22 protein-coding genes are annotated in these 25,565 nt (G+C 68.3%); 10 read left to right on the top strand and 12 right to left on the bottom strand.

The window, feature by feature from the left end; translation table 11 throughout:
- Positions 1-62 precede the first annotated feature (62 nt).
- Complete coding sequence (locus ED208_RS03045; RefSeq protein ID WP_123210365.1) at positions 63-275, top strand: cold-shock protein; 213 nt, start codon at positions 63-65, stop codon at positions 273-275.
- A 74-nt stretch (positions 276-349) separates the two neighbouring features.
- Here ED208_RS03045 and ED208_RS03040 read toward each other — a convergent pair whose 3' ends face one another.
- Positions 350-1,237, bottom strand: coding sequence for a LysR family transcriptional regulator (locus ED208_RS03040; RefSeq protein ID WP_123210364.1), 888 nt, complete (start codon positions 1,235-1,237; stop codon positions 350-352).
- 221 nt (positions 1,238-1,458) lie between these two features.
- Here ED208_RS03040 and ED208_RS03035 point away from each other — a divergent pair, with 221 nt between their 5' ends.
- From ED208_RS03035 to ED208_RS03020, 4 genes are all read left to right on the top strand, one after another.
- Positions 1,459-2,250, top strand: coding sequence for an SDR family NAD(P)-dependent oxidoreductase (locus ED208_RS03035; protein ID WP_123210363.1), 792 nt, complete (start codon positions 1,459-1,461; stop codon positions 2,248-2,250).
- Positions 2,251-2,300: 50 nt separating this feature from the next.
- Positions 2,301-2,780: a hypothetical protein gene (locus ED208_RS03030; protein WP_123210362.1), complete on the top strand. Its 480-nt coding sequence runs from the start codon at positions 2,301-2,303 to the stop codon at positions 2,778-2,780.
- Between the two features lie 28 nt (positions 2,781-2,808).
- The gene (locus tag ED208_RS03025; protein WP_123210361.1) at positions 2,809-4,092 is read left to right on the top strand and encodes an acetyl-CoA C-acyltransferase; all 1,284 of its coding nucleotides are present in this window, start codon (positions 2,809-2,811) and stop codon (positions 4,090-4,092) included.
- Between the two features lie 92 nt (positions 4,093-4,184).
- On the top strand, positions 4,185-5,051 hold the full coding sequence (locus ED208_RS03020) for a lysophospholipid acyltransferase family protein (RefSeq protein ID WP_123210360.1): 867 nt from the start codon (positions 4,185-4,187) through the stop codon (positions 5,049-5,051).
- 12 nt (positions 5,052-5,063) lie between these two features.
- On the opposite strand, the gene ED208_RS03015 is transcribed toward ED208_RS03020, so the two are convergent.
- The gene (locus ED208_RS03015) at positions 5,064-5,297 is read right to left on the bottom strand and encodes a hypothetical protein (protein WP_123210359.1); all 234 of its coding nucleotides are present in this window, start codon (positions 5,295-5,297) and stop codon (positions 5,064-5,066) included.
- A gap of 208 nt (positions 5,298-5,505) precedes the next feature.
- The gene (locus ED208_RS03010) at positions 5,506-8,604 is read right to left on the bottom strand and encodes a M36 family metallopeptidase (protein ID WP_123210358.1); all 3,099 of its coding nucleotides are present in this window, start codon (positions 8,602-8,604) and stop codon (positions 5,506-5,508) included.
- Between the two features lie 370 nt (positions 8,605-8,974).
- On the opposite strand from ED208_RS03010, the gene ED208_RS03005 reads away from it, so the two are divergent.
- The gene (locus ED208_RS03005) at positions 8,975-9,628 is read left to right on the top strand and encodes a hypothetical protein (protein WP_148044665.1); all 654 of its coding nucleotides are present in this window, start codon (positions 8,975-8,977) and stop codon (positions 9,626-9,628) included.
- Positions 9,629-9,671: 43 nt separating this feature from the next.
- Here the strand turns inward: ED208_RS03005 and ED208_RS03000 are convergent, their stop codons facing one another.
- Positions 9,672-10,601 (bottom strand): alpha/beta fold hydrolase, encoded by a 930-nt coding sequence (locus ED208_RS03000; RefSeq protein WP_123210356.1) that lies wholly within the window; start codon positions 10,599-10,601, stop codon positions 9,672-9,674.
- Positions 10,602-10,745: 144 nt separating this feature from the next.
- Here ED208_RS03000 and ED208_RS02995 point away from each other — a divergent pair, with 144 nt between their 5' ends.
- Positions 10,746-12,176, top strand: a complete 1,431-nt coding sequence (locus ED208_RS02995; RefSeq protein WP_123210355.1) for an alkaline phosphatase family protein — start codon at positions 10,746-10,748, stop codon at positions 12,174-12,176.
- A 162-nt stretch (positions 12,177-12,338) separates the two neighbouring features.
- Here the strand turns inward: ED208_RS02995 and ED208_RS02990 are convergent, their stop codons facing one another.
- From ED208_RS02990 to argH, 7 genes are all read right to left on the bottom strand, one after another.
- Complete coding sequence (locus ED208_RS02990; RefSeq protein WP_123210354.1) at positions 12,339-12,956, bottom strand: class I SAM-dependent methyltransferase; 618 nt, start codon at positions 12,954-12,956, stop codon at positions 12,339-12,341.
- 7 nt (positions 12,957-12,963) lie between these two features.
- Positions 12,964-14,157: a PQQ-dependent sugar dehydrogenase gene (locus tag ED208_RS02985; protein ID WP_123210353.1), complete on the bottom strand. Its 1,194-nt coding sequence runs from the start codon at positions 14,155-14,157 to the stop codon at positions 12,964-12,966.
- A gap of 4 nt (positions 14,158-14,161) precedes the next feature.
- On the bottom strand, positions 14,162-14,926 hold the full coding sequence (locus ED208_RS02980) for an SDR family oxidoreductase (RefSeq protein WP_123210352.1): 765 nt from the start codon (positions 14,924-14,926) through the stop codon (positions 14,162-14,164).
- 130 nt (positions 14,927-15,056) lie between these two features.
- Entirely contained in the window at positions 15,057-15,662 is a 606-nt protein-coding gene (locus ED208_RS02975) for an Eco29kI family restriction endonuclease (protein ID WP_123210351.1), read from the bottom strand.
- Entirely contained in the window at positions 15,659-16,855 is a 1,197-nt protein-coding gene (locus tag ED208_RS02970; protein ID WP_123210695.1) for a DNA cytosine methyltransferase, read from the bottom strand. Before ED208_RS02970 ends, ED208_RS02975 begins: the two co-directional genes overlap by 4 nt.
- A 67-nt stretch (positions 16,856-16,922) precedes the next feature.
- Positions 16,923-17,186, bottom strand: a complete 264-nt coding sequence (locus ED208_RS17755) for a hypothetical protein (RefSeq protein ID WP_366512203.1) — start codon at positions 17,184-17,186, stop codon at positions 16,923-16,925.
- Between the two features lie 44 nt (positions 17,187-17,230).
- On the bottom strand, positions 17,231-18,643 hold the full coding sequence (gene argH, locus ED208_RS02960) for an argininosuccinate lyase (protein WP_123210349.1): 1,413 nt from the start codon (positions 18,641-18,643) through the stop codon (positions 17,231-17,233).
- An 83-nt stretch (positions 18,644-18,726) separates the two neighbouring features.
- Here argH and ED208_RS02955 point away from each other — a divergent pair, with 83 nt between their 5' ends.
- The 3 genes from ED208_RS02955 (at position 18,727) to ED208_RS02945 (ending at position 23,362) form a co-directional block, all read left to right on the top strand.
- Complete coding sequence (locus tag ED208_RS02955; RefSeq protein ID WP_123210348.1) at positions 18,727-19,842, top strand: sensor histidine kinase; 1,116 nt, start codon at positions 18,727-18,729, stop codon at positions 19,840-19,842.
- A 2-nt stretch (positions 19,843-19,844) separates the two neighbouring features.
- Positions 19,845-20,609 (top strand): LytR/AlgR family response regulator transcription factor, encoded by a 765-nt coding sequence (locus ED208_RS02950; RefSeq protein ID WP_123210347.1) that lies wholly within the window; start codon positions 19,845-19,847, stop codon positions 20,607-20,609.
- 197 nt (positions 20,610-20,806) lie between these two features.
- Positions 20,807-23,362: a TonB-dependent receptor gene (locus ED208_RS02945; RefSeq protein ID WP_123210346.1), complete on the top strand. Its 2,556-nt coding sequence runs from the start codon at positions 20,807-20,809 to the stop codon at positions 23,360-23,362.
- A gap of 32 nt (positions 23,363-23,394) precedes the next feature.
- Here the strand turns inward: ED208_RS02945 and ED208_RS02940 are convergent, their stop codons facing one another.
- Entirely contained in the window at positions 23,395-25,560 is a 2,166-nt protein-coding gene (locus ED208_RS02940) for a putative bifunctional diguanylate cyclase/phosphodiesterase (RefSeq protein ID WP_123210345.1), read from the bottom strand.
- Positions 25,561-25,565: the final 5 nt, after the last annotated feature.

Raw genomic sequence — 25,565 nt, 5'->3', positions numbered from 1 at the left:
TCTTTCTTGAGTGCACAAGCCCAGCGGGCGGTTTTGCCCGTATCAAGTTAGGAAGAAACAACATGAGCGACGTCTCCATCGGTACCGTGAAGTGGTTTAACGACAGCAAGGGTTTCGGCTTCATCACCCCCTCGGCTGGCGGCGAAGATCTCTTCGCGCATTTCAAGGAAATCCAGGGCGAGGGCTTCAAGACCCTCACCGAAGGCCAGAAGGTTGAATACGTGGCCGCCCGTGGCATGAAGGGCATGCAGGCCACGCGCATCCGCGCCGTCTAAATCAGACGCTGCAACAAGAAACCGCGCCTCCGGGCGCGGTTTTTTTTGCCCGCCGCCAGGCGGGCAGGCGCGAGCTAGTCGCCGGCGAGCAGCTGGGCATCGGCCTGTAGGCGCTGCTGCAACCAGTCGGCTACCACCCGGAAGCGGCGGATGCCGGCGGCGTCGCGGTGCGAGAGCAGCCAGAGTTCGCGGCGCAGCTCCACGCCGGCGCTCAGGCGGCACAGTTCCGACGGTTCACCGAGCAGGCAGGGCAGCAGCGCCAGGCCCAGTCCGGCTTCGCAGGCGCGGATCAGGCTGCTCAAGCTGCTGACCTGCAGAACCTGGCGCGGCTCCGGTCGCAGGCTCCGCAACCATTGCATTTCCAGGGTGCCGGCCAGCTCCTCGCCGTAGCCCAGCCAGGGCTGCTCGCCCCAGCGTTCGCGCGGCAGGCCGGCGTAGCGTGCCGTGCCATAGACCGCAAACCCTGGCGTGCCGACCTTGCGCATGCGCAGCGCCGCATCCTCGGTGGGCTGTCCCAGACGCAAGGCGAAGTCCGCTTCGCGGCGGGTGAAGGAGAGATTGTGGTTGTCGGCGAGCAGGTGTACCTGCAAGCCCGGGTGGGCCTGCAGCAGTTCCGGCAGTCGCGCGATCAGCCAGTGGTCGAACAGCGCATCCACCGAGGTCAGCCGCACCGGACCTTGCACGCCCTCGGCCTCGGCCCGGGTTTCAAGCCGCAGCGCCTGCACCTCGCCCAGCACCCGCTCGGCGTGGGCGACGAACACCGCGCCGGCATCGGTGGGCTCGTAGCCTCGGTTGCTGCGGATGAACAGCCGCGTGCCCATGCTCGTCTCCACCGCCGCCACCCGTCGGCTGATGGTGGAGACATCCAGACCCAGCTCGCGCGCCGCCGCGCTCATGCTGCGGGCCTTGGCCAAGGCCAGCAGCAGCGGGATGTCGTTCCAGTCGAGGTCGGAAGCGCTCATGCGGCAGGGTCCTGGCGGAATGGCTGGCGGCTCCGCGCAATCAGCTTGCCAGTTCGTGGCCGCCGCCGCAGCCCGTCGCCATCGCTCGCCGACGCCGGGAGGGTCTTTGCAAATCTGCAAAGTGAGCTTGCGCGGGCCCTGATTCCGCGCCGCGCCTTTGCCGCGCAAGCTGTCTCCAAGCCCGGCGGCCGCGCCAGGCACCCCGCTTCGGAGATCGCCACATGAACAGCATCACTACCCAGCCCGGCACCGCCCTCGTCACCGGCGCCTCTTCCGGCATCGGCGCCGTCTACGCCGACCGCCTGGCCCGCCGCGGCCACGATCTGATCCTGGTCGCCCGCGACCGCAGCCGTCTGGAGGCGGTCGCGCAGACCCTGCGCGAGCAGACCGGCGTTCGCGTCGAAACCGTGATCGCCGACCTCGGCCAGCGCGCCGATCTCGCCGCCGTGGAAACCCAGCTGCGCGGCGACGAGCGCATCGGCATCCTGGTCAACAACGCCGGGGTGGCGGTGACCGGCGCGATGATCGCCGCCGATCCCGACCGGCTGGAGGCGATGCTCCAGCTCAACAGCATCGTGCCCACCCGCCTGGCGCTGGCCGCCGCCGAGGGCTTCATCGCCCAGCAGTCCGGAGCCATCATCAACATCGCCTCGGTCACCGCCCTGCTGCCGGAGCGCTTCAATGGCGTCTACAGTGGCAGCAAGGCCTACCTCATCAACTTCAGCCAGGCCTTGCAGGAAGAACTCCGGCCGCACGGCGTGCGCGTGCAGGCGGTGCTGCCGGGTGCGACCCGCACCGCCATCTGGGGTGCGGCGGTCGATCACTTGCCCAAGGAGATGCTGATGGAGGTGGACGAGATGGTCGACGCCGCGCTCGCCGGACTCGATCAGGGCGAGCTGATCAGCATTCCCTCGCTGCCCGATCCCGCCGATTGGCAGGCCTACACCGCAGCGCGCCTGCAGATGGCGCCAAGGCTGTCACTCAACCGGGCGGCACCGCGCTACAAGCAGTGAACCCGTTCCAGCATCCCTCGTTTTCTTACGAATAGAGAAAGGAGTCCGCCATGTTCGACCTGCAAACCTACACGCTGATCCATGTGCTGATCAGCCTCGCCGCGCTGTTCACCGGTCTGCCCCTGCTGTTCGGCTGGAAGGCCGGCAAGGCGCTGCCGGGCCTGGCAACTGTGACCCTCGTGCTGCTGCTGCTGACCAGCGCCACCGGCTTTGGCTTTCCGTTCATCAAGTTCCTGCCCTCGCATGCCTTCGGCATCCTGTCGCTGGGCCTGCTGGCGGTGACCATCTACGCACGCTGGAGTCGGCAGCTCGCCGGTGCTTGGCGCACGGCTTACGGCGCGACGCTGGCGGTCGCGATCTACCTCGATGCCTTTGTCACGCTGGTGCAGGCTTTTCTGAAGATTCCCGCGCTGCATGCGCTGGTGCCCAGCGACCAGTCGCCCGGCTTCGCGCTCGGCCAGGGCTTGCTGCTGATCGTCTTCCTGGCTCTTGGCATTGCCGCCGTGCGTGGCTTGCGCCGTGCCGCCTGACCCCTCGTCTTCCAACAGGAGTTCCCTCATGAGCAGCCTCAAAACCCCCCAGGCCTGGATCGCCGCCGGCGTCCGCACGCCCTTCGCCAAGGTCGACGGCGCGCTGGCCGCGCAGGACGCCATTGCCCTGTCGGTGCCGGTGGTGCAGGCGATGCTGGCGCGCCTCGATGGCGCGCAGCCCGACTTCGCGGTCTGGGGCAGCGTCGTCCCCAATCTCACCTGGAGCAACCTCGCCCGCGAGGTGCTGATGGAGGCCGGCGCGCCGCCGACCATCACCGCCTTCTCCACCATCATGGCCTGCTCGACCAGCATGATCGGCGCCATCGAGGCGGCCGGCATGCTCAACGACAGCAGCCGCCAGCTCGCGCTGGTCGGTGGCGTGGAGAGCATGAGCCGCGTGCAGATCGGCCTCGGCCAGACGCTGTCGGACTGGCTGCGCAAGTTCCAGAAGACCAAGACCATCGGCGACAAGCTGGGCCACCTCGCCAGCCTCAAGCTCGCCGATGTCGGCCTCTACATCCCGGCGGTGACCAACCGCACCACCGGCAAGAGCATGGGTGAGCACACCGAGATCACCGCCAAGGAATGGCGGATCGGCCGCACCGAGCAGGATCAGTCGGCTTACGACAGCCACCGCAACGCGGTGGCGGCCTGGGAGCGCGGCTTCTTCGACGATCTGGTGATCCCGGTCGGTGAAACCAAACGCGACGGCATTCCGCGCAAGGACACCACGCTGGAAAAACTCGGCAAGCTGCCGCCGGCCTTCGACCGTACCAGCGGCCAGGGCACGCTCAGCGCCGGCAATTCCTCGCCGCTCACCGATGGCGCCGCCGCGATCTGGGTCGGCACCGAGGCCGGCCTGGGCAAGCTGCCGGCGAACACGCCCAAGGTGAAGCTGGTGGACTGGGAGATCGCCGCCATCGACTTCCGCCACGAGGGCCTGCTGATGGCGCCGGCCTTCGCCATCCCGCGGCTGCTGGCGCGGCGCGGGCTGAAGTACAGCGATGTCGGCTTGTGGGAGATCCACGAGGCCTTCTCGGCGCAGGTGCTGTTCCACATCAAGGCGCTGGAGGACAAGGCCTTTCTCAGGGACCGCGCCGGCGTCACGGCCGAGCTGGGCGGCTTCCCGCGCGAGCGGGTCAATCCCAATGGCGGCAGCGTCGCCCTCGGCCATCCCTTCGGCGCCACCGGCGCGCGCATCCTCAGCCAGGCGGTGAAGGAGCTCGCGGCGATGCCCAGCGGCACGCTGGCCATCGTCAGCATCTGCGCCGACGGCGGTCAGGGCAGCGTGGTGCTGCTGCAAGCGGCCTGAGATTCGCGGGACGCCCTCCCATCGGCGGAGTGACAAGGGGCGGCAAGCTGCTAGGCTGCCGCCCCTCATTCCTGCCCCATCGAGCCCCGCCGATGCGCGTCCTGTTCACCGTTTTGGCCTGGTTGCCGCTGCCTGTCCTGCAAGGCCTGGGGCGTTTCATCGGCTGGCTGCTGTGGATCAGCAATTCCAGCCGCAAGCGCGTGGGGCTGATCAACATCGCCCACTGCCTGCCGGAGCTGAGCGCCGCCGAGCAGGCGCGTATCGTCCGCGCCTCGCTGGCGCAGGAATTCATGACCTATGTCGAGACCGCGCGGGTCTGGCTCGGCCCGGCGCGCGCGGTGCGCGAGGGCGTGCGCGAGTGGCGCAACATCGAGGTGCTGGACCGCGCCTTCGCCCAGGGCAAGGGCGTGATCCTGCTGACCCTGCACCAGGGCGCCTTCGAGGCGGTGGCAATCCCGATGTCGGCCAGCTATCCCTTCTACGGCCTCTACAAGCCGCAGAAGGGCGCGCTCAACGACTTGTCACTGCGCGGCCGCTGCCGCTTCGGCGGCCGTATGGTCAAGGCCGAGGCCGGCGTGCGCCGTGCCGCGCTGCCGCTGCTGGCCGAGGGGCTGGGCGTGTACTACATGCCCGATCACGATCCGCCGGAAGGCCGTGGCGTGTTCGTGCCCTTCCTCGGCGTGCCGGCGCACACGCCGACGCTGATCGCCCGGCTGGTGGCCGAGTCCGGCGCGCCGGTGGTGTTCATGTGGGGCGAGCGTCTGCCCGGCGCACGCGGCTACATCGGCCATTACCTGGAAGCGCCGGCTGGCATCTACGACCCCGATGTGCTGATCTCCACCGCTGCGATGAACGCCGGTCTGGAGCGGTGCGTGCGTGCCTGCCCGGAGCAGTACTGGTGGGGCTACAAGCGCTTCCGGCGGCGTCCGCCCGGCGAGCCGGACTTCTACCGCCACTAGCGCCGGCAGACTTCAGGCGGCAACCGCGTCGGTTGCGCGGATCGCCGCTTCCACCGCCGCCCGCAGACGGGCTTCCTCGATGGCGCTGCTCGCCTCCGGCAGGCGGCCGCGCAAGGCCGGCTGCTTCTCGCCGTCGCGCCAGAGCTTGGCCACCCATTCGTAGCCGCTGGACAGCATCTGGCCGGTCACCACATAGCGGTAGCGTGCACCCAGGGGGCTTTGGTAGTCGAAGTAGGGCAGGAGCATGGCAGTACGGCCTGGCAGGGAAAGCGGGAATCCCGGAAGACTTGCCAGGATTCATTCATCGACCGTGCCAAGCGCGGGCTGCCGGGCGTCCCCGGATCGGGTGAGTGCTTGCGCCAGTTCACAGTCGGGCCGGGCGGTCTGGGCCGTAGGCAAAAGAAAACCCCGGCACCAAAACGGTGCCGGGGTTTTTTGTTACCGCGCGTTCGGCTTAGGCCTGGCGCCGACGGCGTCCCAGCAGGCCCATGCCGAGCAGGCTCAGCAGCATGGGCAGACCCAGCGCGCCACCGCCGAAGCTGCCGGTGTTGCCGCCCGAGGACGAGGAAGTGCCGCCGCTGCTGCTGCCCGAGGAGGTGCCGGAAGAGCCGCCCGAGCCCGAGCCGCTGCCGGAGGTGCCGGAGCTGCCACCGGAGCTGGTGCCGCTGCTACCACCCGAGGAGGTTCCGGAGGAGCCGCCGGAGCTGCTGCCACCCGACGACGAGCCGCTGACCGGGCAGGCTTCCGCGTAGGCCGTGAAGTCTTCCTCGACGCCGGTCAGGTCGGAGCTGTCGCGGGCCGGCGAAACCGCGTTCGGGCCGGAACCGCGCTTCGCGAAGGCATTGGCGCAGGCGCGGTAGTCGCAGTCATCAACGACCTTGGCCGCCGCCAGGATGGCGTCGCGCGCTTCCGTGAAGGTGGCGTCGTCCGGCGTGCCCTTGAGGCCCGCGATGATGATGTCCTTCATGCGGGTCTGCGCTTCGGGGAAGGGATGCCGGTTGAGGATCGCGGCGTAGCATTCCCACATCTGGTTGGCCCAGATCTCGCCGGCGTTGTGCACTTCCGAGTTGCTGGCGCCAGCGCCGCCGTCCGGGGTCGGTTCACCGTCGGAGATGTGCTTCAGGGTGAAGCCGTTCTTCTCCATGTCGGTGGTGTATGGCACGCGGCGGATGCCGGCGTAGAAGTTGTCGATCACGTAACCCGCCAGACCATAGGCGCCCTGCCAGTGGTCGTTGCCGGCCAGAAGCTGGTCATCCGGGCGCACCGACACCATCAGCGCATCGGTGTCACCCCAGCCCTCGCTCATCGCTCCCGACTGCTGGTTGCTGGAGTTGGTCAGACGATGGTGAACGTAGTGGAAGAACTCGTGGGCGATGATCTGGTTGTCCATCGTGCCGTCGATGTCGATGCTCGGCTCGCGGTGCAAGGCCAGTTGCACCGTGGTGCCGGCCGCGAGTTGCTCCTTGATCGCCGCGCCGTCGGCCATCCGGATCATCACCGTGGGGATGGTGTAGGTGAAGTCGGTGTTGGTCGGCAACTGCGGTAGCGGCTCCGGCAACTGCGGCAGCGGCAGATCGATCGGCAGGTCGGAGTTCGCCATCGGGATCGGCTCGCCACCGGTGTTGTTGACGATGACGATGCCGGCGGCACCGGAGATCTGCGCCCAGCGCGCCTTGGTGGTGAACGCGCAGGTTCCACGGTCGACCAGCACGATCTTGCCGTACAGGCTCAAGTCCGGCGGCGGCGGCAGGTTGCTCGGCAGCAGGCCGAGGCCGGTCGGGTCGGGGATCGGGTTGGCAATGCCGCAGCCGTCGGTTGCCTCACCGATGCCATCGTCGGCCAGCACCACATCGGTGGCCGACACGTCGTAGTTCTGCGGCGTGAACGTGCCCACCGAGAACACGTAGTCCAGCTCGGTCGGCGAGGCCTGCTTCACGAAGCCGTTCGGAGGGCCATCGAACAGGTACTGCTGCATCGACGGCGAGGAGCCGTCGGCCGGGGTCGACATGTTGGCGTTGTTGCGGCCCGAGCCGTCCTGGCCCTGCAGGAACAGCGGGTCGCCGTCTTGGCCACCCAGGCCGTAGTTGTCGGCCTGGGCATTGCCCGCCTCTTCGTTGAAGCCGTGCACGTACCAGAGATCGTGCAGCCAGTTGCCCATGTAGAACAGGTTCACCACCGCCGCGCTCTGCGCGTTCTCGTGGCTGGGGTCCTCGTTCGGCGCGATCGCGTAGTCGAAGGTGTTGGCGCTGGTGGTCGTGGGGTACAGGTCGCCGAACGCCGCGTCGCAGCGGTTGAGCAGCGGAATCTGGATCAGGCCGGCCACCACGGAGGGGTCGAACAGGTCGAGGCAGGCCTCGGCGTTGTTGCCCTTGGTGGTGGTCGCATCGTCGGCCAGCCAGGGGTGGCTTTCCTCAAGGCCGCTGGTCGCCACCAGCGTGACCTTGGGCGCGGTTTCCACGGTCGAGATGCGCGGCAGCTTCACCTTGGGGTCGGCGTCGGCCGGGAACGGCGCGTAGCCGTTGCCCAGCGGCGAATCCCAGGGGTGGAAGTTGTTGTCGGACCCGTCGGCAAACACCGTGTAGTTGAAGGGCACCGCATCCGAAACCAGGTTGCGACGGTGCAGGATCTGGCCGTTGGCGGCCGAGACCACCAGGCCATAGCCGCTCCGGGCGCCGTCGTTCTTGTTCAGGCTGAACAGCTCGACGTAGTAGGCCGGCTCGACCGTGTTGTTGCCACGCGGGTAGTAGATCGCCTTGGAACGCGGCATGCGCTCCCAGATCTGGTTGCCGCCGGTCAGCGCCGGCGCCTTGAACCACTGGAAGCTGCCGGACTGCGGGCTGAGCGCCTTCGCCATCGGCTGGATCAGGGAGGTGCTCAGCGCCTTGCCGAGGCCCAGGCTGCTGGCCGCAGCGGCGATGGCCTGCGCCGGGCTGCGCGAAAACGCCGGGCCGGCCAGGGAGGCGGCATCCAGCCCGCTGGCGAAGTAGCCGGAAACAGCAACCGGCTTGCCGGTGCGGTCCAGCATGACGTTCAGGCTGCGGCTGAACACCTCAAGGCCGTTGATCTGCTGCTTGAAACGCACCACCGCCGCGCCGTTGCCGTTGTACTGGGCGTCGGTGACTTTGGCGTTGGCGATCATCTCCTCGCTGAGCTTCAGCAGCGAGGCTTCGGCGCGCAGTTGCGCACGGGCGCGAGCGATGAGCTGCTCGCGCGTGGTCAGCGCGCCCACCGCCACCGGCTGGGCGTCGGTGCGGGCCCAGAGAAAGGTCGGCAGACCCAGTTGCCGATCAAACAGCGCCGACTGTGGGCGACCCTCGAAGCCGGCCTGCGGAATCGGGGCCAGCGCCTTGGCGTTGCGCAGATCAAGGCCGAAGCGATCCACGTTGGGCAGGCCGTTGACGCGCTCGCCGACCCTGGTGGTCGAGGCCTTCGAGGCGGCGACGCTGTGGGCGACGACGGCGGGTGTGCCGCCCGTGGCGGCGTAAAGAGGCGCGACACTCGCACCCAGGGCCAGGCCCAAGGTGGAGGAAAGGCAGAAGGTTTGCAGTTTCATCGAAACTCGAAGGTCAAAGGCAAAGGTTGAGGGATCAAACCCGGCGGAAGACCCAGATCCAGTCCCTGCCGTCAGCCTTCCTTGGGCGGCTGACTTTGAAGACTGGGGATGGAATCGGTCGAATTGACAAAAGCTCGACAAATTCCAAACTTTCTCTGCGCTTCCTGCGTCGTTTGTTGCCGGCTTTCTCGAATTTCGCGAGTTCCGGCGGGCGGCGAATATGCAGCACAAGTCGTGCCGACACCAGTCTCAGGTTGGGATTCCGGGATGGAGCTGGCAGCTTGCGCCGGTGCCGGGCAGGATTGCGATGGGCGCCGCGAGGGACTGCGGAGACCCGTAACCTAGAAACCAGGGACTCGGGGAATTAGGGATGAAAGACTTAAGGCCGCCGGTGCGACCGGCCTATCGGCGTGGGCCGCCCAGGGACGAATCGGGCGAGCGCTTGAAAGTGGTGATCGTCGCTCTGGTGTTGCTGGTCGGGCTGATGTTCGCCTACCAGTACGGCAAGCCGCCGCCCACGTCGCCATCGCTGCCGCCTGCTGCAGAGCCGGCGCCGACCTCGCCGGTAGCACCGTCGGTGGTGAACTCGCCAGCGCAGCCCGTGCCGCCGCCGTCGGTGCCCAGCGGCCCCAGCGCCTCCGAGTGGAGTCGCCTGGAGTCGCTGCGGGATTACTGCCAGCGGATGACGCGGATGAATGCCGGCGGCGAGTATCCCTCGCTACAACGTTCGGCCTGTGGCGATTACGCGCGCTATGCGCAGCTGCATGGGTTTGGCGCCGTGGCCCTGCCGGAGGTGCTGGAGATGGTGCCCGGATCGTCCAAGCCGGCGACGGCGTGGACAGCGCAGCGGGCGCCGACACTGGTGCCGAGACCGCCTCTCGAATGCGAACGCTTGGAGGACCTGAAGCAGCAGATCAATGCGGCGACCCGACAGGCGCACAGCGGCTGGCAGGCGGAGCGCTATCGGGAGGAGCTGCGCCGGATCAACGCCCGGATGTGGGATCTGAACTGCCGCAACCACTGAGCGGAGCGGCGGCCCGAGCGCGCCGCCGATCTGCGGCTTGCTCTCAGGCGGTGACGGTCACAGGCCGCAACTCGCGACGGTGCGCCGCCAGGAACTTGCCGAGTTCCCAGACGAATTGGCGCGGACTCTCGAACGGCACCGCGTGGCCGCAGCGCTGGAAGCGCACCAGCTCGCAGTGCGGCACCCATTCCGGCAGGCGCAACTGGCCGCGCGCCGGGTACATGGTGGAGTCCATGCCGACGAAGGCGCGCATCGGCACCGGCATTGCCGGCAGGCTCGGACGCCAGTCGTAGTCGTCGCGCAGATAGCTGCGCAGGGCGTCCATGTAGACCGGCCAGTTGCTGGTCGGGGCGACCCGGCGGATCAGTGTCTCGTGGCGCGCCAGGCCGCTGATGCCTTGCCAGGCGCGGCCGGCGAAGGCGTGGCTGAAGAACTCGGCGAGGGTCTGCCAGAGCCGCTGGCGCAGCGCCGCCGGAATCTGCTCGAAGCGCTGGCCGCGCCAGTGTTCGAGATCGCGCATCAGGCCGCTCCACTGGCCGAGCTTGATCGCCTGCCGGCTGCCGAGCAGGCCGTCGCGCCAGTCCGGGCCGTTGAGCACGCAGGGTGCCTGGTCCATGTGCAGATAGGCGCGCACGCCGGCCATGCCGTAGCGGCGCTGGTATTGCAGGCTGGTGCAGGCGCCCATCGACAGGCCGCCGAGAATCACCTCGCTCTCGCCCAGATGCGCCAGCAGGTCGGCGAGATCGTCGGCGTGCTGGTCGAGCAGTCGCGGCTGCGCCAGCGCCAGTTGGTGCGAGCCGCCGAAGCCGCGCAGGTCCGGCAGCACGAAGCGGTAGCGCGCCGCCAGCGGTGCGATGAAGGGCAGCCAGAGCGCGGCCGGCATCGCGAAGCCGTGCAGCAGGACGACCGTGGGCCCGCGTCCGAGGCTGTGATGGTGCAGGCGTGCGCCGTCGCGCATGGGGGCGTGTGACATGGCCGCCGACGCTACCGACAATCGCCATTGTTGAAAGCGCCCGGGCCGGCCGGCGGTAGTAAATCAGCCCCAACCGGCCGTTGCTGCACGGTTGGTCATCAAGCCTGTTCTACCCTGCCGGACAGCATTTTCCGGGAAGCCCTCATGCCACCGCCGCCACCGTTGGACCGTCGCGAATTCCTCAAGCAGGCCGGCCTGGTCGGCGCTGCCGTCTCGGCCGGCGGACTCGCCGCCTGCGGCGTCGGTGGCAGCTCCTCGGCGCCGGGCGGCGACAGCGCCGCTGCGGGCCAGTGGATCACCGCGCCCTCGGCGAGTGGGCCCTTGCCGGACCCCAAGGAGTCGGGCATCGAGCACCTCGTGGTGGTGATGATGGAGAACCGCTCCTTCGACCACATGCTGGGCTGGGTGCCGGGCGCCAACGGCCGTCAGGCCGGGCTGCTGTACCCGGATGCCGAGGGCAAGCTGCAGGCGACGCACCGGCTGTCCACCGACTATCAGGGCTGCGGACTGGAAGACCCGCCGCACGGCTACGACCATGGCCACGCGATCATCAACGGCGGTCGCATGGACGGCTTCCTGCGCGATACGCCGGTGGGCGATCTGTTCCCGATCGGCTACTACACGGCCGAAGAGCTGCCCTTCTACGCCGGCTGCGCGCAGGAATGGACCATCTGCGACCGCTACCACAGCGGCATGCTCGCCTCCACGCAGTCCAACCGCATGTACATCCATTGCGGCCAGAGCGACCGCAACAACAACAGCGGCGGCCTGTTCGACGTGCTGCCCAAGACCTCCACCCTGCGCACCGTCTGGGACGCCGCCGCCGAGGCTGGCGTGAGCACCGGCTACTACTTCAACAATCTGCCCTACACCGCGATCTGGGGCGGCAAGTACCTGGGCATCTCGCGGCCCTACGCCAGCTTCGCGCTGGAGGCCGCTGCCGGCCTGCTGCCGGCGATCAGCTACGTCGATCCGTTCTTCTACAACGACGGCCTCGATCACCTCTGCAACGACGACCACCCGCACGCCGACGTCCGCAACGGCCAGTCCTTCCTCAACGGCATCTACGACGCCCTGCGCCGGTCGCCGACCTGGGACAAGACCCTGATGGTGATCTGCTACGACGAGTGGGGCGGCTTCTTCGACCACGTCGAGCCGCCGTACATGCCGGTGTCGGATGCCGAGCGCGACGAGGTCGGCAACGACGGCCGCCTGGGCTTCCGCGTGCCCTGTGTGCTGATCGGCCCGCGCGCCAGGCGCGGTCATGTCGAAAAAATGCTGCTGGAGCCCAACTCCATCCTCAAGTTCATGGAATGGCGCTGGGGCCTGGAGCCGCTCGGGGTGCGCGCGGCGGCGACCAACAACCTCGCCTACGCGCTGGACTTCAACAGCGCGCCGCGCACGGAGGCGCCGGCCTTCAGCGTGCCGCTGAATCCCTACAGCCAGATCTGCGCCCTGGGCGGCATCGGCCTGCCGGCGCCGGGCGCGGCCGGCATGACCGGCTCGATGCGCGCGCACGCCGACGAGATCGAGGCCCTGCAGGAAAAGGCCCGTCGCGCCGGCTTCCGCTGGTAGTGCGCCCGCGTCGCTCTGGCGCCATGTCCGTCTGCCGGCCGGTCTCCTTCCCCCTGCTTGCGGGGAAAGGTCGGGAGGGGGCGAGCGAGAGCGGCGGAGGGACCAACCGGCGGCGCTGATCGCCCTCGGCGAAAGCCGACCGCGCGCTCTGAGAAAACTTCGTCAGGCAGCGACCGCGCGGCCGCTATAGACGTAGGTCATCGGCCGTGGGCCGGGCAGGTACTTGCGCTCCAGCGCGGTGGTCCGGAAGCCGCCGTCTTCGAGCAGTCGCGGCACATCGCGGGTGAGATGGCAGCCGCCGGCCAGCGGTTTCCACCAGGGATTGAGCCGGTGTTGCCAGGCGCGCACGCCGGCGTCCGGCGCCAGGCCGTGTTCGCAGAACAGCAGCTCGCCGCCCGGCTTGAGCACGCGGCGCATTTCGCGCAGCGCCGAGATGCCGTCGGGAATGGTGCAGAGCGTGAAGGTGCAGACCACGCTGTCGAAGCTGGCGTCCTCGGCGCCGATCTGCTCCACCACCAGGGGCACGGTCTGCACCGGAATGCCGATGCGCGCGGCACGCTGGCGCGCCAGCGCCTGCATCTCGGCGGCGGGATCAACGCCAAAGATGCTGCTCACCCGCGCCGGGTCGTAGTGCTCGAGATTGAGGCCGGTGCCGATGCCGATCTCCAGCACCCGTCCCTGCGCCAGCGGCACGATGCGGGCGCGCTCGCCGCGCACATGGCGGTTGCCGCAGGCGCAGTCGATCAGGTGCGGCAGCAGGTAGCGGTCGTAGAGGCCCATGGCGGCGTCAGGGTTTCAGCAGATCGAGGCGCAGGATCGCGCCATTGGTTTCGTCGGTCAGCAGATAGAGCGCGCCGTCCGGCCCCTGGCGCACGTCGCGCAGACGGCGGTTGAGGCCTTCCAGCAGCCGCTCCTCGGCGACTACCTTGTCGCCGTCCAGGCTCAACCGCGCCAGTTGCCCGAACTTCAGCGAGGCGACAAAGGCGCTGCCCTTCCAGGCGGGGATGCGGTCGGCGGTGTAGAAGGCCAGGCCGCTGGTGGCGATTGACGGCACCCAGTAGTGCTGCGGCTGCTCCATGCCTTCTTTCTGGCTGAGCCCGTCGCCGACCTTCAGGCCCGAGTACTCGCGGCCGTAGGTGATGACCGGCCAGCCGTAGTTGCGGCCCGGGAGCACCCGGTTCAGCTCGTCGCCGCCTTTCGGGCCATGCTCAGTGATCCACAGTGCGCCGGTCTGCGGGTGGATCGCCGCGCCCTGCGGATTGCGGTGGCCGTAGCTCCAGATCTCCGGCCGTACGCCGGCACGGCCCACGAAAGGATTGTCGGCAGGGATGCCGCCATCGGGGCGCAGGCGCACCACCTTGCCCAGGCCGTTGTCCAGCGTCTGCGCCTGCTCTCGCCCGGAATAGCGTTCGCCGAGGGTGACGAACAGAGTGCCGTCCGGCGCGAAGGCCAGCCGCGAGCCGTAGTGGTTGTCGCTGTCGGCCAGGGCCGGTTCCTGGCGGTAGATCACCCGCAGCTCGCGCAGGCTGGCCGTGGCCCGGTCGAGGCGGCCGCAGGCCACCGCTGTGGCGCTGGCGTCCTCGCCGCGCGGTTCGGCGTAGCTGAAGCAAACGCCGCCGCTGGCGCTGAAGTCCGGCATCAGCGCCACGTCCAGCAGGCCGCCCTGGCCGCGCGCGTGCACCGCCGGCACGCCACTGATCGGCGCGCCGATCCGGCCCTCGCGGCTGACCAGGCGCAGTCGCCCTGGGCGCTCGCTGACCAGCAGGCTGCCGTCGGGCAGGAAGGCCAGCGACCAGGGTTGTTCGAGGCCGCGCGCCAGCTCGCTGACCACCAGGGTGCCGGCCTGCGAGGGGAATTGCAGCGGCAGTCCGACCGCCGCTGCGGTGGCGCGCAGATCGCCCTGCCGGTAGGCCAGCAGCGACAGCGCCGCCAGCGCGCCGACGAGCAACAGGCTGCGCCGCCCGGGGCGCGCGAGTCGCATCGCGCTAGCCCAAGGGGCCGCGATGCACGGCCAGGCCGGCGAAGGCCTGGCAGGTCGGCATCAGCGAGATGGTGTTGATGTTGATGTGCGCGGGCCGGGTGGCGATCCAGTGCACGGTGTCGGCGATGTCCTCGGCGCTCAGCGGCTGGGTGTCTTCGTAGACCTTGGCTGCGCGGGCATCGTCGCCGTGGAAGCGCACATTGGAGAACTCGGTGCCGCCGCACAGGCCGGGCTCGACATTGCTGACCCGCACCGGCGTGCCGAGCAGGTCGGCGCGCAGGTTGAGCGAAAACTGACGGACGAAGGCCTTGGTGCCGCCATAGACATTGCCGCCGGCATAGGGCCATTCGCCGGCGATGGAGCCGAGATTGACGATGTGGCCGCGACCGCGCGCGACCATGCCCGGCAGCAGCGCGCGGGTCAGGTACAGCAGGCCCTTGATGTTGGTATCGACCATCTGCTCCCAGTCGTCGAGACTGGCGCGCTGCGCCGGCTCCATGCCCAGGGCCAGGCCGGCGTTGTTGACCAGCAGATCGATGCCGGCGAACTCCGCCGGCAGCGCCGCGACCGCCGCCTCCACCGCCGCGCGCTCGCGCACGTCCAGCGGCAACGCCAGACAGGGCACTGATAGTTCTGCGGCGAGCGCCTGCAGACGCTCACCACGGCGGCCGGCGAGGATCAGCCGGGCGCCATCGGCGGCAAAGCGGCGGGCGATGGCGGCACCAAACCCGGCGCTGGCGCCGGTGACGAGGACGGTTTGCGGTTTCATTGCTAAGGTCGGCCGGCGAAAGGCCGTCAGTTTGCGCAAGGGCGGCGGTGCCGTCACCTGTGTCGGCTTGGGTGGGTGCAACCGGTGCGGTTCGGGTTGGCGATTCCGACGGTGCCGCGAACTGATTGAGTTAACCCAAGTACTGGCGAACTTCGGACTCAATGAGAGAGGCCGGCTCCGGGCGCTCTCGCAGTCGAGCGGCCCATGGCCGTCCCGGATGCAAGCAGTCCCAGCGAGGACGTAGGCCTTGGTGCCGGCCCTTGCCCGGGTCGTGATTGCCGAAGCCATCCAAGACCTTGTTCCAGAGGGGAGCGAAGCGAGCGATCAGCAGGGACTCGGCGAGCGGAATCCAGATGTCTTCCACGACCAGGTAGCGGCATGCGAAGTCGGCCTCCGATAGGTTTTCGGCTTGCCGAATGCTTTCAGCATGTTCGCGCAGTCGCGTATGCAGGACCACGCCGGGATTGTCTCCTAGCCCCATGCCACCTTGGCGCGCACCCGCCGGAACGGCCTTGCCGACGTAGATTGGCTGACTCCAAGCTTCTCGGTTCTGGGAGGCGAGGGATCGGTAGGCGTCGAATGAGCCGCGGTAGTAGAGGGCGTAGATTCCAGCGCCGACAAAACGAGGAAGGCCCGCTAACGGAACCGCCTCCGACTGGAGTAGCGCGCTGGTGACGCTTGCCCCGAGGTTCAGTCGGTCCAGTGGATTGAACGTGACGACTTTCCCGTTGCTCATGCTGCCCGCCGTCCGGCCCGAGACTTGGCCTCCGCCATTCGCGATAGCGCGAGCTTCTCCACCAGGCTGGAAGCGACGACCTGAGCGAGTCGCACTGGCACCGCGTTGCCTAACTGCCGCATCGCCTCGCTCCAAGAGCCATGGAGGACGTAGCCATCCGGGAAGGTCTGAATGCGGGCTGCTTCGCGCAGGCTGAAGTAGCGCACCCGGCCATCGGGATAGGCCAGCATGTTTTCTCCGCCTGGTACACCATGGTCGCCCGCCTTGAGCGTCTTCGCTGGCAGGTCCAGGGGGGAGCCGGTATGGCCTGGATAAGCCCGCGCACCTGGCTGCTGACGATGATTCGGAAAGAGGTCGCTCGTCCCTGGCTCGGGTAGTCCCACTAATGCGTCGCGCGTGGTCAGCCAGGGTTGGTGCTCTGGAGGAAGAAGACTCTCGCGCAAGCGGCGCACTCGGGCCGCCAGCCCGACAGGCATTGCTGGAGCTTCCATGCCGTGGCGACGCCAGTAGTCTCCGGTAACCCACTGAGAGTGCAGCAGCGCGTCGAGGGAATGTGTTTCACGCGGGAAGTGCCACTCGACTCCGAGGTCGCGCCGGAACCCGACGATGAATACTCGCTCGCGTCGCTGCGGCACACCGTAATCGGCGGCGTTCACCAGCGTCGGAGTCACGTTGTAGGCCAAGGACTGACGCAAGCCACCGCTGCTGCGTGCCTGTTGCAGGCGGCGCAAATGCTCCATCCAGTCCTCTCCGGGGCGTGGCGTGGCTTCCGGATATTCCAGCCGCAACAGGATGTACTGGTAGTAATTGGCGAAGCTAGACCGGGTCAGTCCCTTCACGTTCTCGATGAGGAATGCACGAGGTCTAAGCCTGGCGATGATGTTGATCGCCGCCGGGAACATGTCGCGGCTGTCGTCATGGGCTAGGTGCTTGCCGCCCATGGAGAATGGTTGGCAAGGTGGGCCACCGGTAACCAAGTCCAAGTCGGCTGGTAGCGACGAAAGGTCGATATCGCGAACATCGCCTTCAACGACCGGCCAGTCGCCAACAACGGGATGCCCCCGGCGCTGGTTCTCTCGGATGGTGTCGCATGCCCAGGAATCCCATTCGACCACCGCGACCGGACTAACGCCGGATAGGCTCATCCCCATGCCCAATCCGCCCGCGCCAGCGAATAGTTCAAGTGCTCGGATGCTCATCCCAGGAATCTCCCGATACGGCTTTCAATGCGATTAGGGTTCCGCAACTGACACTCCCAAATCACCAACGCGCCCCAGTGCTGTCGCCGTAGTGCGGAGATGTTACGACGGTCACGGGTGATTTTGGCGACCTGCTCAATGCGCAGGTTTGGGCTGCGTGCCGGTGCCAGAAACAGCCGTGCACGAAAATCACCTTGCGATAACGCGGAAAAACCAAATCCGCTGGTCCCGGCAGATCGGCGACAGCGAGACGGTAGCGGTAACCAAGCCTGTGAGCGTATCCACGGACGAAGGGCTCCGGCTTGGTGTCCCGCCCTCTGACCATCCCCATGCGGCGGCAGCGCTCGCCTGAAGACAGCGTGTCCACTGCTAAGTCTTCGCCCGCGCCCGCGCGATGGCCGCGCGCACCTGCGCCGGCGCGGTGCCGCCGTAGGTGGTTCGGGCGGCGACGCTGGCGTCCAGCGAGATGTGGGCGTAGACGTCCTCGGCGATCAGCGGGCTGAACTGCTGCAGTTCCGGGAGCGACAGCTCCGGCAGGTCGCGGCCCTGTTTCGCGGCGTAGCCGACGCTGTTGCCGACCACGTGGTGGGCGTCGCGGAACGGCAGGCCCTTCTTCACCAGGTAGTCGGCGAGGTCGGTGGCGGTGGAGAAGCCCTTGGCGGCGGCGGCGCGGCAGTTGTCGCGCTTGACCACGATGTTAGGCGCCATGTCGGCGTACAGCGCCAGACAGTCGCGGGCGGTGTCGAGGGCGTCGAACAGCGGCTCCTTGTCTTCCTGGTTGTCGCGGTTGTAGGCGAGTGGCTGGCCCTTCATCAGCACCAGCAGGGCGTTGAGATCGCCGACCACGCGGCCGGTCTTGCCGCGTACCAGCTCCGGCACGTCGGGGTTCTTCTTCTGCGGCATGATCGAGCTGCCGGTGCAGTAGCGGTCGGGCAGGGCGATGAAGCCGAACATCGGCGTCGACCACAGGATCAGTTCCTCGCTCCAGCGCGACAGATGCACCATCACCAGACTGCACGCCGCGACCGTCTCGATGGCGAAGTCGCGGTCGCTGACTGCGTCCAGCGAGTTTTCGGTGATGCCGGCAAAGCCGAGTTGCTCGGCGACGTAATGACGGTCCAGCGGGTACACGGTGCCGGCCAGCGCGGCGCTGCCCAGCGGCAGGATGTTGGCGCGCTTGCGGGCATCGAGCAGGCGCGCCTTGTCGCGCAGCACCTGTTCGCGCCAGGCCAGCATGTGGTGGCCGAAGGTCACCGGCTGGGCGACCTGCAGGTGGGTGAAGCCGGGCATGACGCTGTCGGCCTCGCGCTCGGCGAGATCGAGCAGGCCGGCGGCGAGGGCGTCGATCAAGCCGACCAGCTCGTCGATGGCGTCGCGCACGTACAGGCGCACATCGGTGGCGACCTGGTCGTTGCGGCTGCGGCCGGTGTGCAGGCGCTTGCCGGCCTCGCCGATGCGCTCGGTGAGCCGCGCCTCGATGTTCATGTGCACGTCTTCCAGCGCCTGACTCCACGCGAAGCGGCCGGCGGCGATGTCGGCGGCGATGCCGTCGAGCCCAGTGATGATCGCCTCGACATCGGCGGCGGCGAGCACGCCGACCTTGCCGAGCATGCGGGCGTGGGCCTGGGAGCCGGCGATGTCCTGCTTCCAAAGCCGCTGGTCGAAGGATACCGACTCCGAGAAGCGCTCCACCAGGGCCGAGGTGGACTCGCTGAAGCGGCCGCTCCACATCGCGTTCTTGGTTGCGGCTCCGGCGGCGGGGGGGCTGGCGTCCTGGCTCATGGGGTCGGCTACGGCGTTCGGTGGGCGCCGCAGTGGCGGCGGGCGCGGCATTATAGGTGCGCCGTCCCTCTGCCAGACCCCTCATGAACAAAGCGGTCGTCCAACCGGAAAGCCAGCACAACCTGATCCCCAATTTCTGCCGGGGCGAGGCGGTGTGGCTGCTGATCCTGGTGATGGAGATGGTGGCGGTGATCCTCACCCTGGTCGGCGCCGAACGTGGCGGCGAGGCCCTGCAGCAGTTGATGCTGCTGTCGCTCTATCTGCAGTGGCTGGGCTTGTCGAGCGCGGTGGTGCTGTGCCTCGCACGCCGCTGGCTGCGGCTGGCGCGGGTCGGGGTGGTGTTCTTCGTCTGCTGGGGGCTGCTGGTGCTGGTGACCCTGGTGATCTCCGACGCCAGCTGGTGGCTGCTCAAGTACGTGGCCTGGGCACAGCCGGTGAGCGAGACCCGCGAGGAGTTCATCGTCCGCAACGTCGCCATCAGCGCCATCCTGTCGCTGCTGCTGCTGCGCTACTTCTGGGGGCGGGCGCAGTTGCAGGCGCAGGTGCGGGCCGATTCGGAAGTGCGCTACCTGGCCTTGCAGGCGCGCATCCGCCCGCACTTCCTGTTCAACTCGCTCAATTCCATCGCTTCGCTGATCTCCACCAATCCGGAGCAGGCCGAGGAGATGGTGATCGACCTCGCCGACTTGTTCCGCGCCAGCCTGGAAAAGCGCAACCGCCTGGTGCGGGTCGCCGAGGAGGTGGAGTTCGTCAAGACCTATCTGCGCATCGAGCGGGTGCGCCTGGGCGACAAGCTGTGGATCAACTGGGAGATCGCGCCGGAGGCGCACTCCGCCCGGGTGCCGCTGCTGATCCTGCAACCCCTGGTGGAGAACGCCGTCCATCACGGGGTGTCGCGCCTGCGCGCCCGGGGCGGGATCACCGTCGCGATCCATCGCGAGGGCAGCCGCCTGGTGATTGATGTTGAGAACCCGATCCCACCCGAAGACGCCCCAAAGCGCGAATCTACCGGTGTGGCCCTGGAAAACATTGCCCAGCGGCTCAAGCTGATTTACGGTGACACCGCAACACTTGAGCAGGGACCAGAGCGCACCGAGACCGGGCCGGTCTACCGGGCGCGGATCCAGGTTCCCTATACGACGGAAGACACTCAGGGCCTACAGAGCGGAACGCCAGGGGCCAGTGACGAGGGGGATTGACGATGCGGGTGGTGATCGTGGACGACGAACCGCTGGCGCGCGAGCGCCTGCGGCGGCTGATGGCGGAGTTTCCCGGCTACGAAGTGATCGGCGAAGCCGGTGACGGTGAAACCGCGCTCGACCTGATCGAGGACGAAGAGCCCGATCTGGTGCTGCTCGACGTGCGCATGGGCGGCGTCGATGGCATCACCGTCGCCCGCCAGCTGGCCCAGCTCGACACCCCGCCTGCGGTGATCTTCACCACCGCCTACGCCGAACACGCGCTGTCGGCCTTCGATGCCCAGGCCGACGCCTACCTGCTCAAGCCGATCCGCAAGGAAAAGCTGCGCGACGCGCTGCTCAAGGTGCGCAAGCTGTCGCGCGCCCAGAAGCCAGCGCCGCCGGCCCACGACCCCAATGCCAAGCCGGCGCGCGAGTTCATCCTCGCCACCACCCGCGAGGGCCTGGTGCGGGTGCCGGTGGACGACGTGCTGTATTTCCTGGCCGACCAGAAATACACCACCGTCTGCCATCTGCACGGCGAGGTGCTGATCGAAGAGTCGCTGAAGACGCTGGAAGAGGACCTGGCGCCGTTGTTCCTGCGCATCCACCGCAAGGCCCTGGTCGCCACCAAGTACATCGCCAGCCTGGAGCGCCGCCGTGGCGCCGAGGAAGACGACGACTCCGCCCACGGCCTGCGGGTGCGGCATTCCACCGCCCTGCTGCCGGTGTCACGCCGGCGCTTGTCGGAGGTCCGGCGCTTCCTGACGCACGAGGGCGAAGCCTGAGACCGCGCCCGGGGCGCGCCTGACCAGGTTGCGGGCCGCTCCTGAGGTGCCGGGCAGCCAGCCGGTCGCCCCGCGCTGAAGCCCCGCATGGGCCGGCCACGCCGGCGTTCGCGAATGTCGATAGAAGCAATCGATATTTCTTTGGTGCCCGCGCAGTGGGTTGAATAGGCCGCAATTTCCTTGCGGTCCCGGTTCCCATGCGTCCGAAATTGCTGGCCAGCGCCTTGGCCGAAAAGCCCCTGCTCCCGATGGCTTCCCGGGGCTTGCTCCTGCTGCTCCTGCTGCTGACCAGCCAGCTCGCGCGCGCCGAACCGGAGCCCACCGGCGCCAATCCGACGCTGGAGAGTCTGCCGGTGCAGACCTTGCCGGCGGCGGCGGCGCCGACGCCGCCGGTGGCGGCCGAGACGGTACAGAGTCCCGCAGCGCTGGATACCGTGGTGGTCACCGCCCGTCGCAAGAAGGAAAAGGTCGAGGTGGTGCCGATCTCGATGACCGTGCTCGACGGCGATCAACTCGCCGCTGCCGGCTTGTACCGTCCGCAGGACATTCAGGAACGCGTGCCCGGCCTGGTGGTTTCGGTGCCGAATCCGCGCCTGACCAGCTACACCATCCGTGGCCTCGGTTCGTCGTCGGCCAACGACGGTCTGGAGAGCAGCGTCGGCCTGTTCCTCGATGGCGTGTACCTCGGCCGCCAGGGGCTGTCGGTATTCGATCTGGTCGATCTGGAGCGGGTGGAGGTGTTGCGCGGTCCGCAGGGCACGCTGTTCGGCAAGAACACCACCGCCGGTGCCTTCAACATCGTCACCAAGGCGCCGACCCCGGAATTCGAGGCCAGAGCCGAGGGCAGCGTCGGCAACCTCGGCTACCGGCAGTGGCGCGGCAGCATCAACGGCGGGCTGATCGGCGAGACGCTCTCCGGCCGGCTCACCGGCTACCTGACCCGCCGCGACGGCAGCATCGAGAACCTCCATGACGACCGGACGTTCCAGAACCAGAACAAGGGCGGCCTGCGTGGCCAGTTGCTGTGGGCGCCGAGCGAGAGCTTCAGCTCGCGGCTGATCTACGAGTACGCCGACGCCCACGAGGACTGCTGTGTGTTTCTGCTCACCAGCTACCGGGAGGCGATCCAGCAGCGCGATGCCTACATCGAGTACCAGCGCGAGCCGGTGAACCCCTACGCCCGGCAGGTGCAGTACGACAGCCAGGTCAGCATCGAGATGCACCAGAAGGCGGTCAGCAACGAGATCAACTGGAGCTTTGGCGACGGCGGCGCGACCACGCTGACCAGCATCAGCGCCTGGCGCGACTGGCGCTTCGTGCCTTACAACGACGACGCCACCAGCCGCGAGCTGGTGCCGCTGTCCGGCTCCATCAACAATCACCAACAGTGGTCGCAGGAGCTGCGCCTGGCCCGCCAGCAGGGCGATGTCGATCTGGTCGGCGGCCTGTTCCTGATCGAGCAGCGGCTGGTAGCCCTGGACCGCTTCGTGGTCGGCAAGGATCTGATCCCCTGGGCCTTCGGCGGCATCCTGCGCGATGTCACCGGCCTGCCGCTGACGCAGTCGAATTCCGGCTTGTTGTTCGACCTCATCGCACCCGGCGAGAACGCCGCCGGCACCGCCAACCTCACCCGCGGCGAGCAGACCAGCCGCAGCGGCGCCCTGTTTGGCTCGCTGGACTGGCACCTCACGCCGCGCTTCGACGCCACCTTCGGCCTGCGCTATACCCGCGAGCTGAAGAAGGGCAGCGTGGTGCGTACCCGTACCGCCTCCAACACCGGCGGCACGGTGGACCCGAACGATCCCGCCAGCCTGCCGCAACTGCCGGGCGCGCTGTTCGCGGCGCTCGGCCTCCCGGACCCGCGCAACTACACGCTCGGGCTGATTCTCGACCAGGTGATCGGCGCGCCCTACAGCCGCGCCACCAGCTATGACGAGGGCCAGTTCTCCGGGCAGTTCGCGCTGGGCTATCAGTGGACCCCGGCGGTGCGCAGCTATCTGAGCATCGGCCACGGCTACAAGGCCGGCGGCATCAACCTCGGCGTCACCGGCGCGTCGGTGAAGGAGACCTTCGAGCCGGAGACCGCCACCAGCTTCGAGCTGGGCCTGAAGAGCCAGTTCTTCCGCCGTCGCCTGGGCCTCAATCTCGCCGCCTACCACAGCATCGTCCGCAACTACCAGGCGCTGACCTTCGACAACGAGCCGACGCTGTTCCCCAATCCGGCGCAGGTGAACCTGCTCAACGTCGGCAAGGTGCGCCTGCAAGGCCTGGAGCTGGAGGGCCGCGCGCGGCCCTGGTCCTGGCTGAGCCTGCGCGCCGGCGGTAGCTACGGGCGGGCGGTCACCGTCGACTTCAAGAACGCGCCGGACGAAGACGCCCGCACCAGCACCAAGGATCTCTCCGGCAAGCGCCTGTACAACGCGCCCATCATCACCGCCACCGGTGGCATCGAGGTGACTCGCGCCCTGGCCGACAACGTCGAGGCCTATGGCGCCTTCGACACCAGTTACCGCAGCGACTACTACGGCACGGTGGAGCGCGGCCGTGGCTCGGAGATCGCCGCCTACAGCCTCAGCAATCTGCGCCTCGGGCTGAAACACGCGCGCGGTGTCGAGGTTTCCGTCTGGGTGCGCAACCTGTTCAACGAGGACTACATCGCCGCCATCAATCCGATCTACGGCGTTGGCGATTACGGTGCGGTGGTCGGCGACCAGCGCACGTATGGCCTCAGCGCGCGACTGGAGCTGCGCTGAGCCGCTCCCTGGTGAACCCTGGCCTCGCGGCTTCAGGCGCGGCGCCCGGCCTCGCCCAGAGGTTCGTTGCTGGCGTCCATCTGCTTGCGCACCACGCCGTCCAGCCGCAGCGGCGCGCTGCGCACCCATTGCTCGAACTCGGCGGCGGGCATCGCCTTGGCGAACAGCCAGCCCTGCTGCTGTCGGCAGCCCAGTTCGTAGAGCGTCAGCATCTGGCCCAGTCGCTCGACGCCCTCCGCCACCAGGGTGATCTCCAGGCTGGAGGCCAGCGCGATGGTGGCGGCGACGATCTTCGCCGCTTGCCGCTGGCCTTCGAGCTGGCTGACGAAGCTCTTGTCGACCTTGATCTTGTCGATGGGGAAGCGCAGCAGGTAGCTGAGCGAGGAGTAGCCGGTGCCGAAGTCGTCCAGCGCCACGCCGACCCCCAGGCCGCGCAGCTCGCGCAGCAGCCGTTCCGCCAGCTCCGGCCGCTCGATGAAGGCGCTTTCGGTGATCTCCACCTCCAGGCGCTGGGCTGGCAGGCCGGTTTCGCGCAGCACGCCCGAGATCATCTCCACCACGCCGGGCCGCACCTGCCGCGCCGACAGGTTGAAGGCCAGCCGGCGATTCAGCCCGGCGGCATGCCACTGCGCGGCGGCGGCGCAGGCGCTGCGCAGCAACTGGTCGGTGAGGGCATCGAGCTGACCGGAATCTTCGGCGATGCCGATGAACTCGTCGGGCGGCACGAAACCGCGCACCGGGTGCCGCCAGCGCGCCAGCGCCTCGGCGCAGACCACTTCGCCGACTCCGAGGTCGATGATCGGCTGGAAGTAGGGCGTGATCTGTCCCTCGCGCAGCGCCACCCGCATCTCGTCGGCCAGATCCAGCCGCTGCCGCGCCTGCAGCGCGTAGTTGTGGCGGGCGAACTGCACGGTGTTCCGGCCCTGGCGCTTGGCGTGGAACATCGCCGCGTCGGCCGCGCACACCAGGGTTTCCGGCGCGCTGCCGTCGTCCGGGTACACCGCCACGCCGAAGCTGGCGCAGAACGGCAGCCGGCGGTCCTGCACCAGGCCCAGTTCGGCCATGCCCTGGCGCAGCAACTCGACCTGGCTGGTGATCTGGCTGCGGTAGTCCTCGCCGGCATAGGGCAGCAGCATCACGAACAGATCGCCGCTGTAGCGGTAGACCTGCCCCTGGTTGGTGAGGGTGCGCAGGCGCTCGGCGGCGCTGCACAGCACGCTGTCGCCGAAACGGTGGCCGTAGCCGTCGTTGATGGTGCGGAACTGGTCGAGATCGGCGAACACCAGGGCGAACGAGCGCTGGCGGCTGATCCAGTCCTGCAGATCGGTCTCGAAGCGGGGCCGGTTGGGCAGCCGGGTGAGGCCATCGACGAAGGCGACTTCCTGCAAGTGACCCGTGAAGCGCGACAGTTCGTGCAAGGCCTGGCCGATCTGACCGAACTCGTCGTTGCCGGCCACCGGCGAGGCCTCCAGGCGCTCGCCGGCGTTGAGGCGCAGCAGCGAGGCGTGGATGCGGTTGAGCGGAGCCAGGATGGAGCCGGACACCAGGTAGGCCAGGCCGAAGATCACCGCGCCGAGCACCACCATGGCGAGCACGCTGATCGTCTCGGCGCGTGACTCCTGGGTCCGGGCCTGGGTCTGGGCGGCGTTGAAATCGCGCTGGAAGCCGGTGGCGAGCTGGCTCAGCGCCAGCTCGGCCGGGCCGCTGATCCTCGGGAAATCGACCACCAACCGGCGTCTGGCGCTCAGGACATCGCCGTTTTCCGGCGTGGCGGCTCTCAGCGCGGTGGCGACCAGCTCCTCGCCGGTTCTCTGGAGCAGTTGGTGCACGCTGGCGTCCAGCGGCTCCAGCGCGCTCACCACGCTCTGGTACTCGCCCAGCGCCGAGAGTGCCGCCGGACCCAGTTCGGCACCGGCTTGGCCCTGGGCCGCGCCCAGGTCGGCGCTGACGAACAGGATGCGGCGCAGCTTGGTCAGTGCGCTCTGGGCTTCGAGGATGCTCTCCAAGCCATCGAGGGTGTGCTCGACCCTCGCCGACAGGGCACGATCCGCGCGGCTGTCGGTGACGCCGGCCCAGCCCAGGTAGAGCGCGCAGGCGAGCAGGGTGGCGAGGCCGGCCAGCAACAGCCGCAGCCGCAGCCGCACGCCGGTGCCGCGACCGGATCCGGCCAGGCGCAGGCCGCGTGGAATCTGGTTCATGGCGG

Origin of the sequence: Stagnimonas aquatica (assembly GCF_003730135.1) — a bacterium.
GTDB lineage: Bacteria > Pseudomonadota > Gammaproteobacteria > Nevskiales > Nevskiaceae > Stagnimonas > Stagnimonas aquatica.
This window is presented reverse-complemented; position numbering and strand designations above follow the sequence as displayed.

Excerpts from the sequence above, each read along its gene's own strand:
- ED208_RS03045 (WP_123210365.1), top strand. The coding sequence starts at position 63 with ATGAGCGACGTCTCCATCGGTACCGTGAAGTGGTTTAACGACAGCAAG.
- ED208_RS03040 (WP_123210364.1), bottom strand. The coding sequence starts at position 1,237 with ATGAGCGCTTCCGACCTCGACTGGAACGACATCCCGCTGCTGCTGGCC.
- ED208_RS03035 (WP_123210363.1), top strand. The coding sequence starts at position 1,459 with ATGAACAGCATCACTACCCAGCCCGGCACCGCCCTCGTCACCGGCGCC.
- ED208_RS03030 (WP_123210362.1), top strand. The coding sequence starts at position 2,301 with ATGTTCGACCTGCAAACCTACACGCTGATCCATGTGCTGATCAGCCTC.
- ED208_RS03025 (WP_123210361.1), top strand. The coding sequence starts at position 2,809 with ATGAGCAGCCTCAAAACCCCCCAGGCCTGGATCGCCGCCGGCGTCCGC.
- ED208_RS03020 (WP_123210360.1), top strand. The coding sequence starts at position 4,185 with ATGCGCGTCCTGTTCACCGTTTTGGCCTGGTTGCCGCTGCCTGTCCTG.
- ED208_RS03015 (WP_123210359.1), bottom strand. The coding sequence starts at position 5,297 with ATGCTCCTGCCCTACTTCGACTACCAAAGCCCCCTGGGTGCACGCTAC.
- ED208_RS03010 (WP_123210358.1), bottom strand. The coding sequence starts at position 8,604 with ATGAAACTGCAAACCTTCTGCCTTTCCTCCACCTTGGGCCTGGCCCTG.
- ED208_RS03005 (WP_148044665.1), top strand. The coding sequence starts at position 8,975 with ATGAAAGACTTAAGGCCGCCGGTGCGACCGGCCTATCGGCGTGGGCCG.
- ED208_RS03000 (WP_123210356.1), bottom strand. The coding sequence starts at position 10,601 with ATGTCACACGCCCCCATGCGCGACGGCGCACGCCTGCACCATCACAGC.
- ED208_RS02995 (WP_123210355.1), top strand. The coding sequence starts at position 10,746 with ATGCCACCGCCGCCACCGTTGGACCGTCGCGAATTCCTCAAGCAGGCC.
- ED208_RS02990 (WP_123210354.1), bottom strand. The coding sequence starts at position 12,956 with ATGGGCCTCTACGACCGCTACCTGCTGCCGCACCTGATCGACTGCGCC.
- ED208_RS02985 (WP_123210353.1), bottom strand. The coding sequence starts at position 14,157 with ATGCGACTCGCGCGCCCCGGGCGGCGCAGCCTGTTGCTCGTCGGCGCG.
- ED208_RS02980 (WP_123210352.1), bottom strand. The coding sequence starts at position 14,926 with ATGAAACCGCAAACCGTCCTCGTCACCGGCGCCAGCGCCGGGTTTGGT.
- ED208_RS02975 (WP_123210351.1), bottom strand. The coding sequence starts at position 15,662 with ATGAGCAACGGGAAAGTCGTCACGTTCAATCCACTGGACCGACTGAAC.
- ED208_RS17755 (WP_366512203.1), bottom strand. The coding sequence starts at position 17,186 with ATGGTCAGAGGGCGGGACACCAAGCCGGAGCCCTTCGTCCGTGGATAC.
- argH (WP_123210349.1), bottom strand. The coding sequence starts at position 18,643 with ATGAGCCAGGACGCCAGCCCCCCCGCCGCCGGAGCCGCAACCAAGAAC.
- ED208_RS02955 (WP_123210348.1), top strand. The coding sequence starts at position 18,727 with ATGAACAAAGCGGTCGTCCAACCGGAAAGCCAGCACAACCTGATCCCC.
- ED208_RS02950 (WP_123210347.1), top strand. The coding sequence starts at position 19,845 with ATGCGGGTGGTGATCGTGGACGACGAACCGCTGGCGCGCGAGCGCCTG.
- ED208_RS02945 (WP_123210346.1), top strand. The coding sequence starts at position 20,807 with ATGCGTCCGAAATTGCTGGCCAGCGCCTTGGCCGAAAAGCCCCTGCTC.
- ED208_RS02940 (WP_123210345.1), bottom strand. The coding sequence starts at position 25,560 with ATGAACCAGATTCCACGCGGCCTGCGCCTGGCCGGATCCGGTCGCGGC.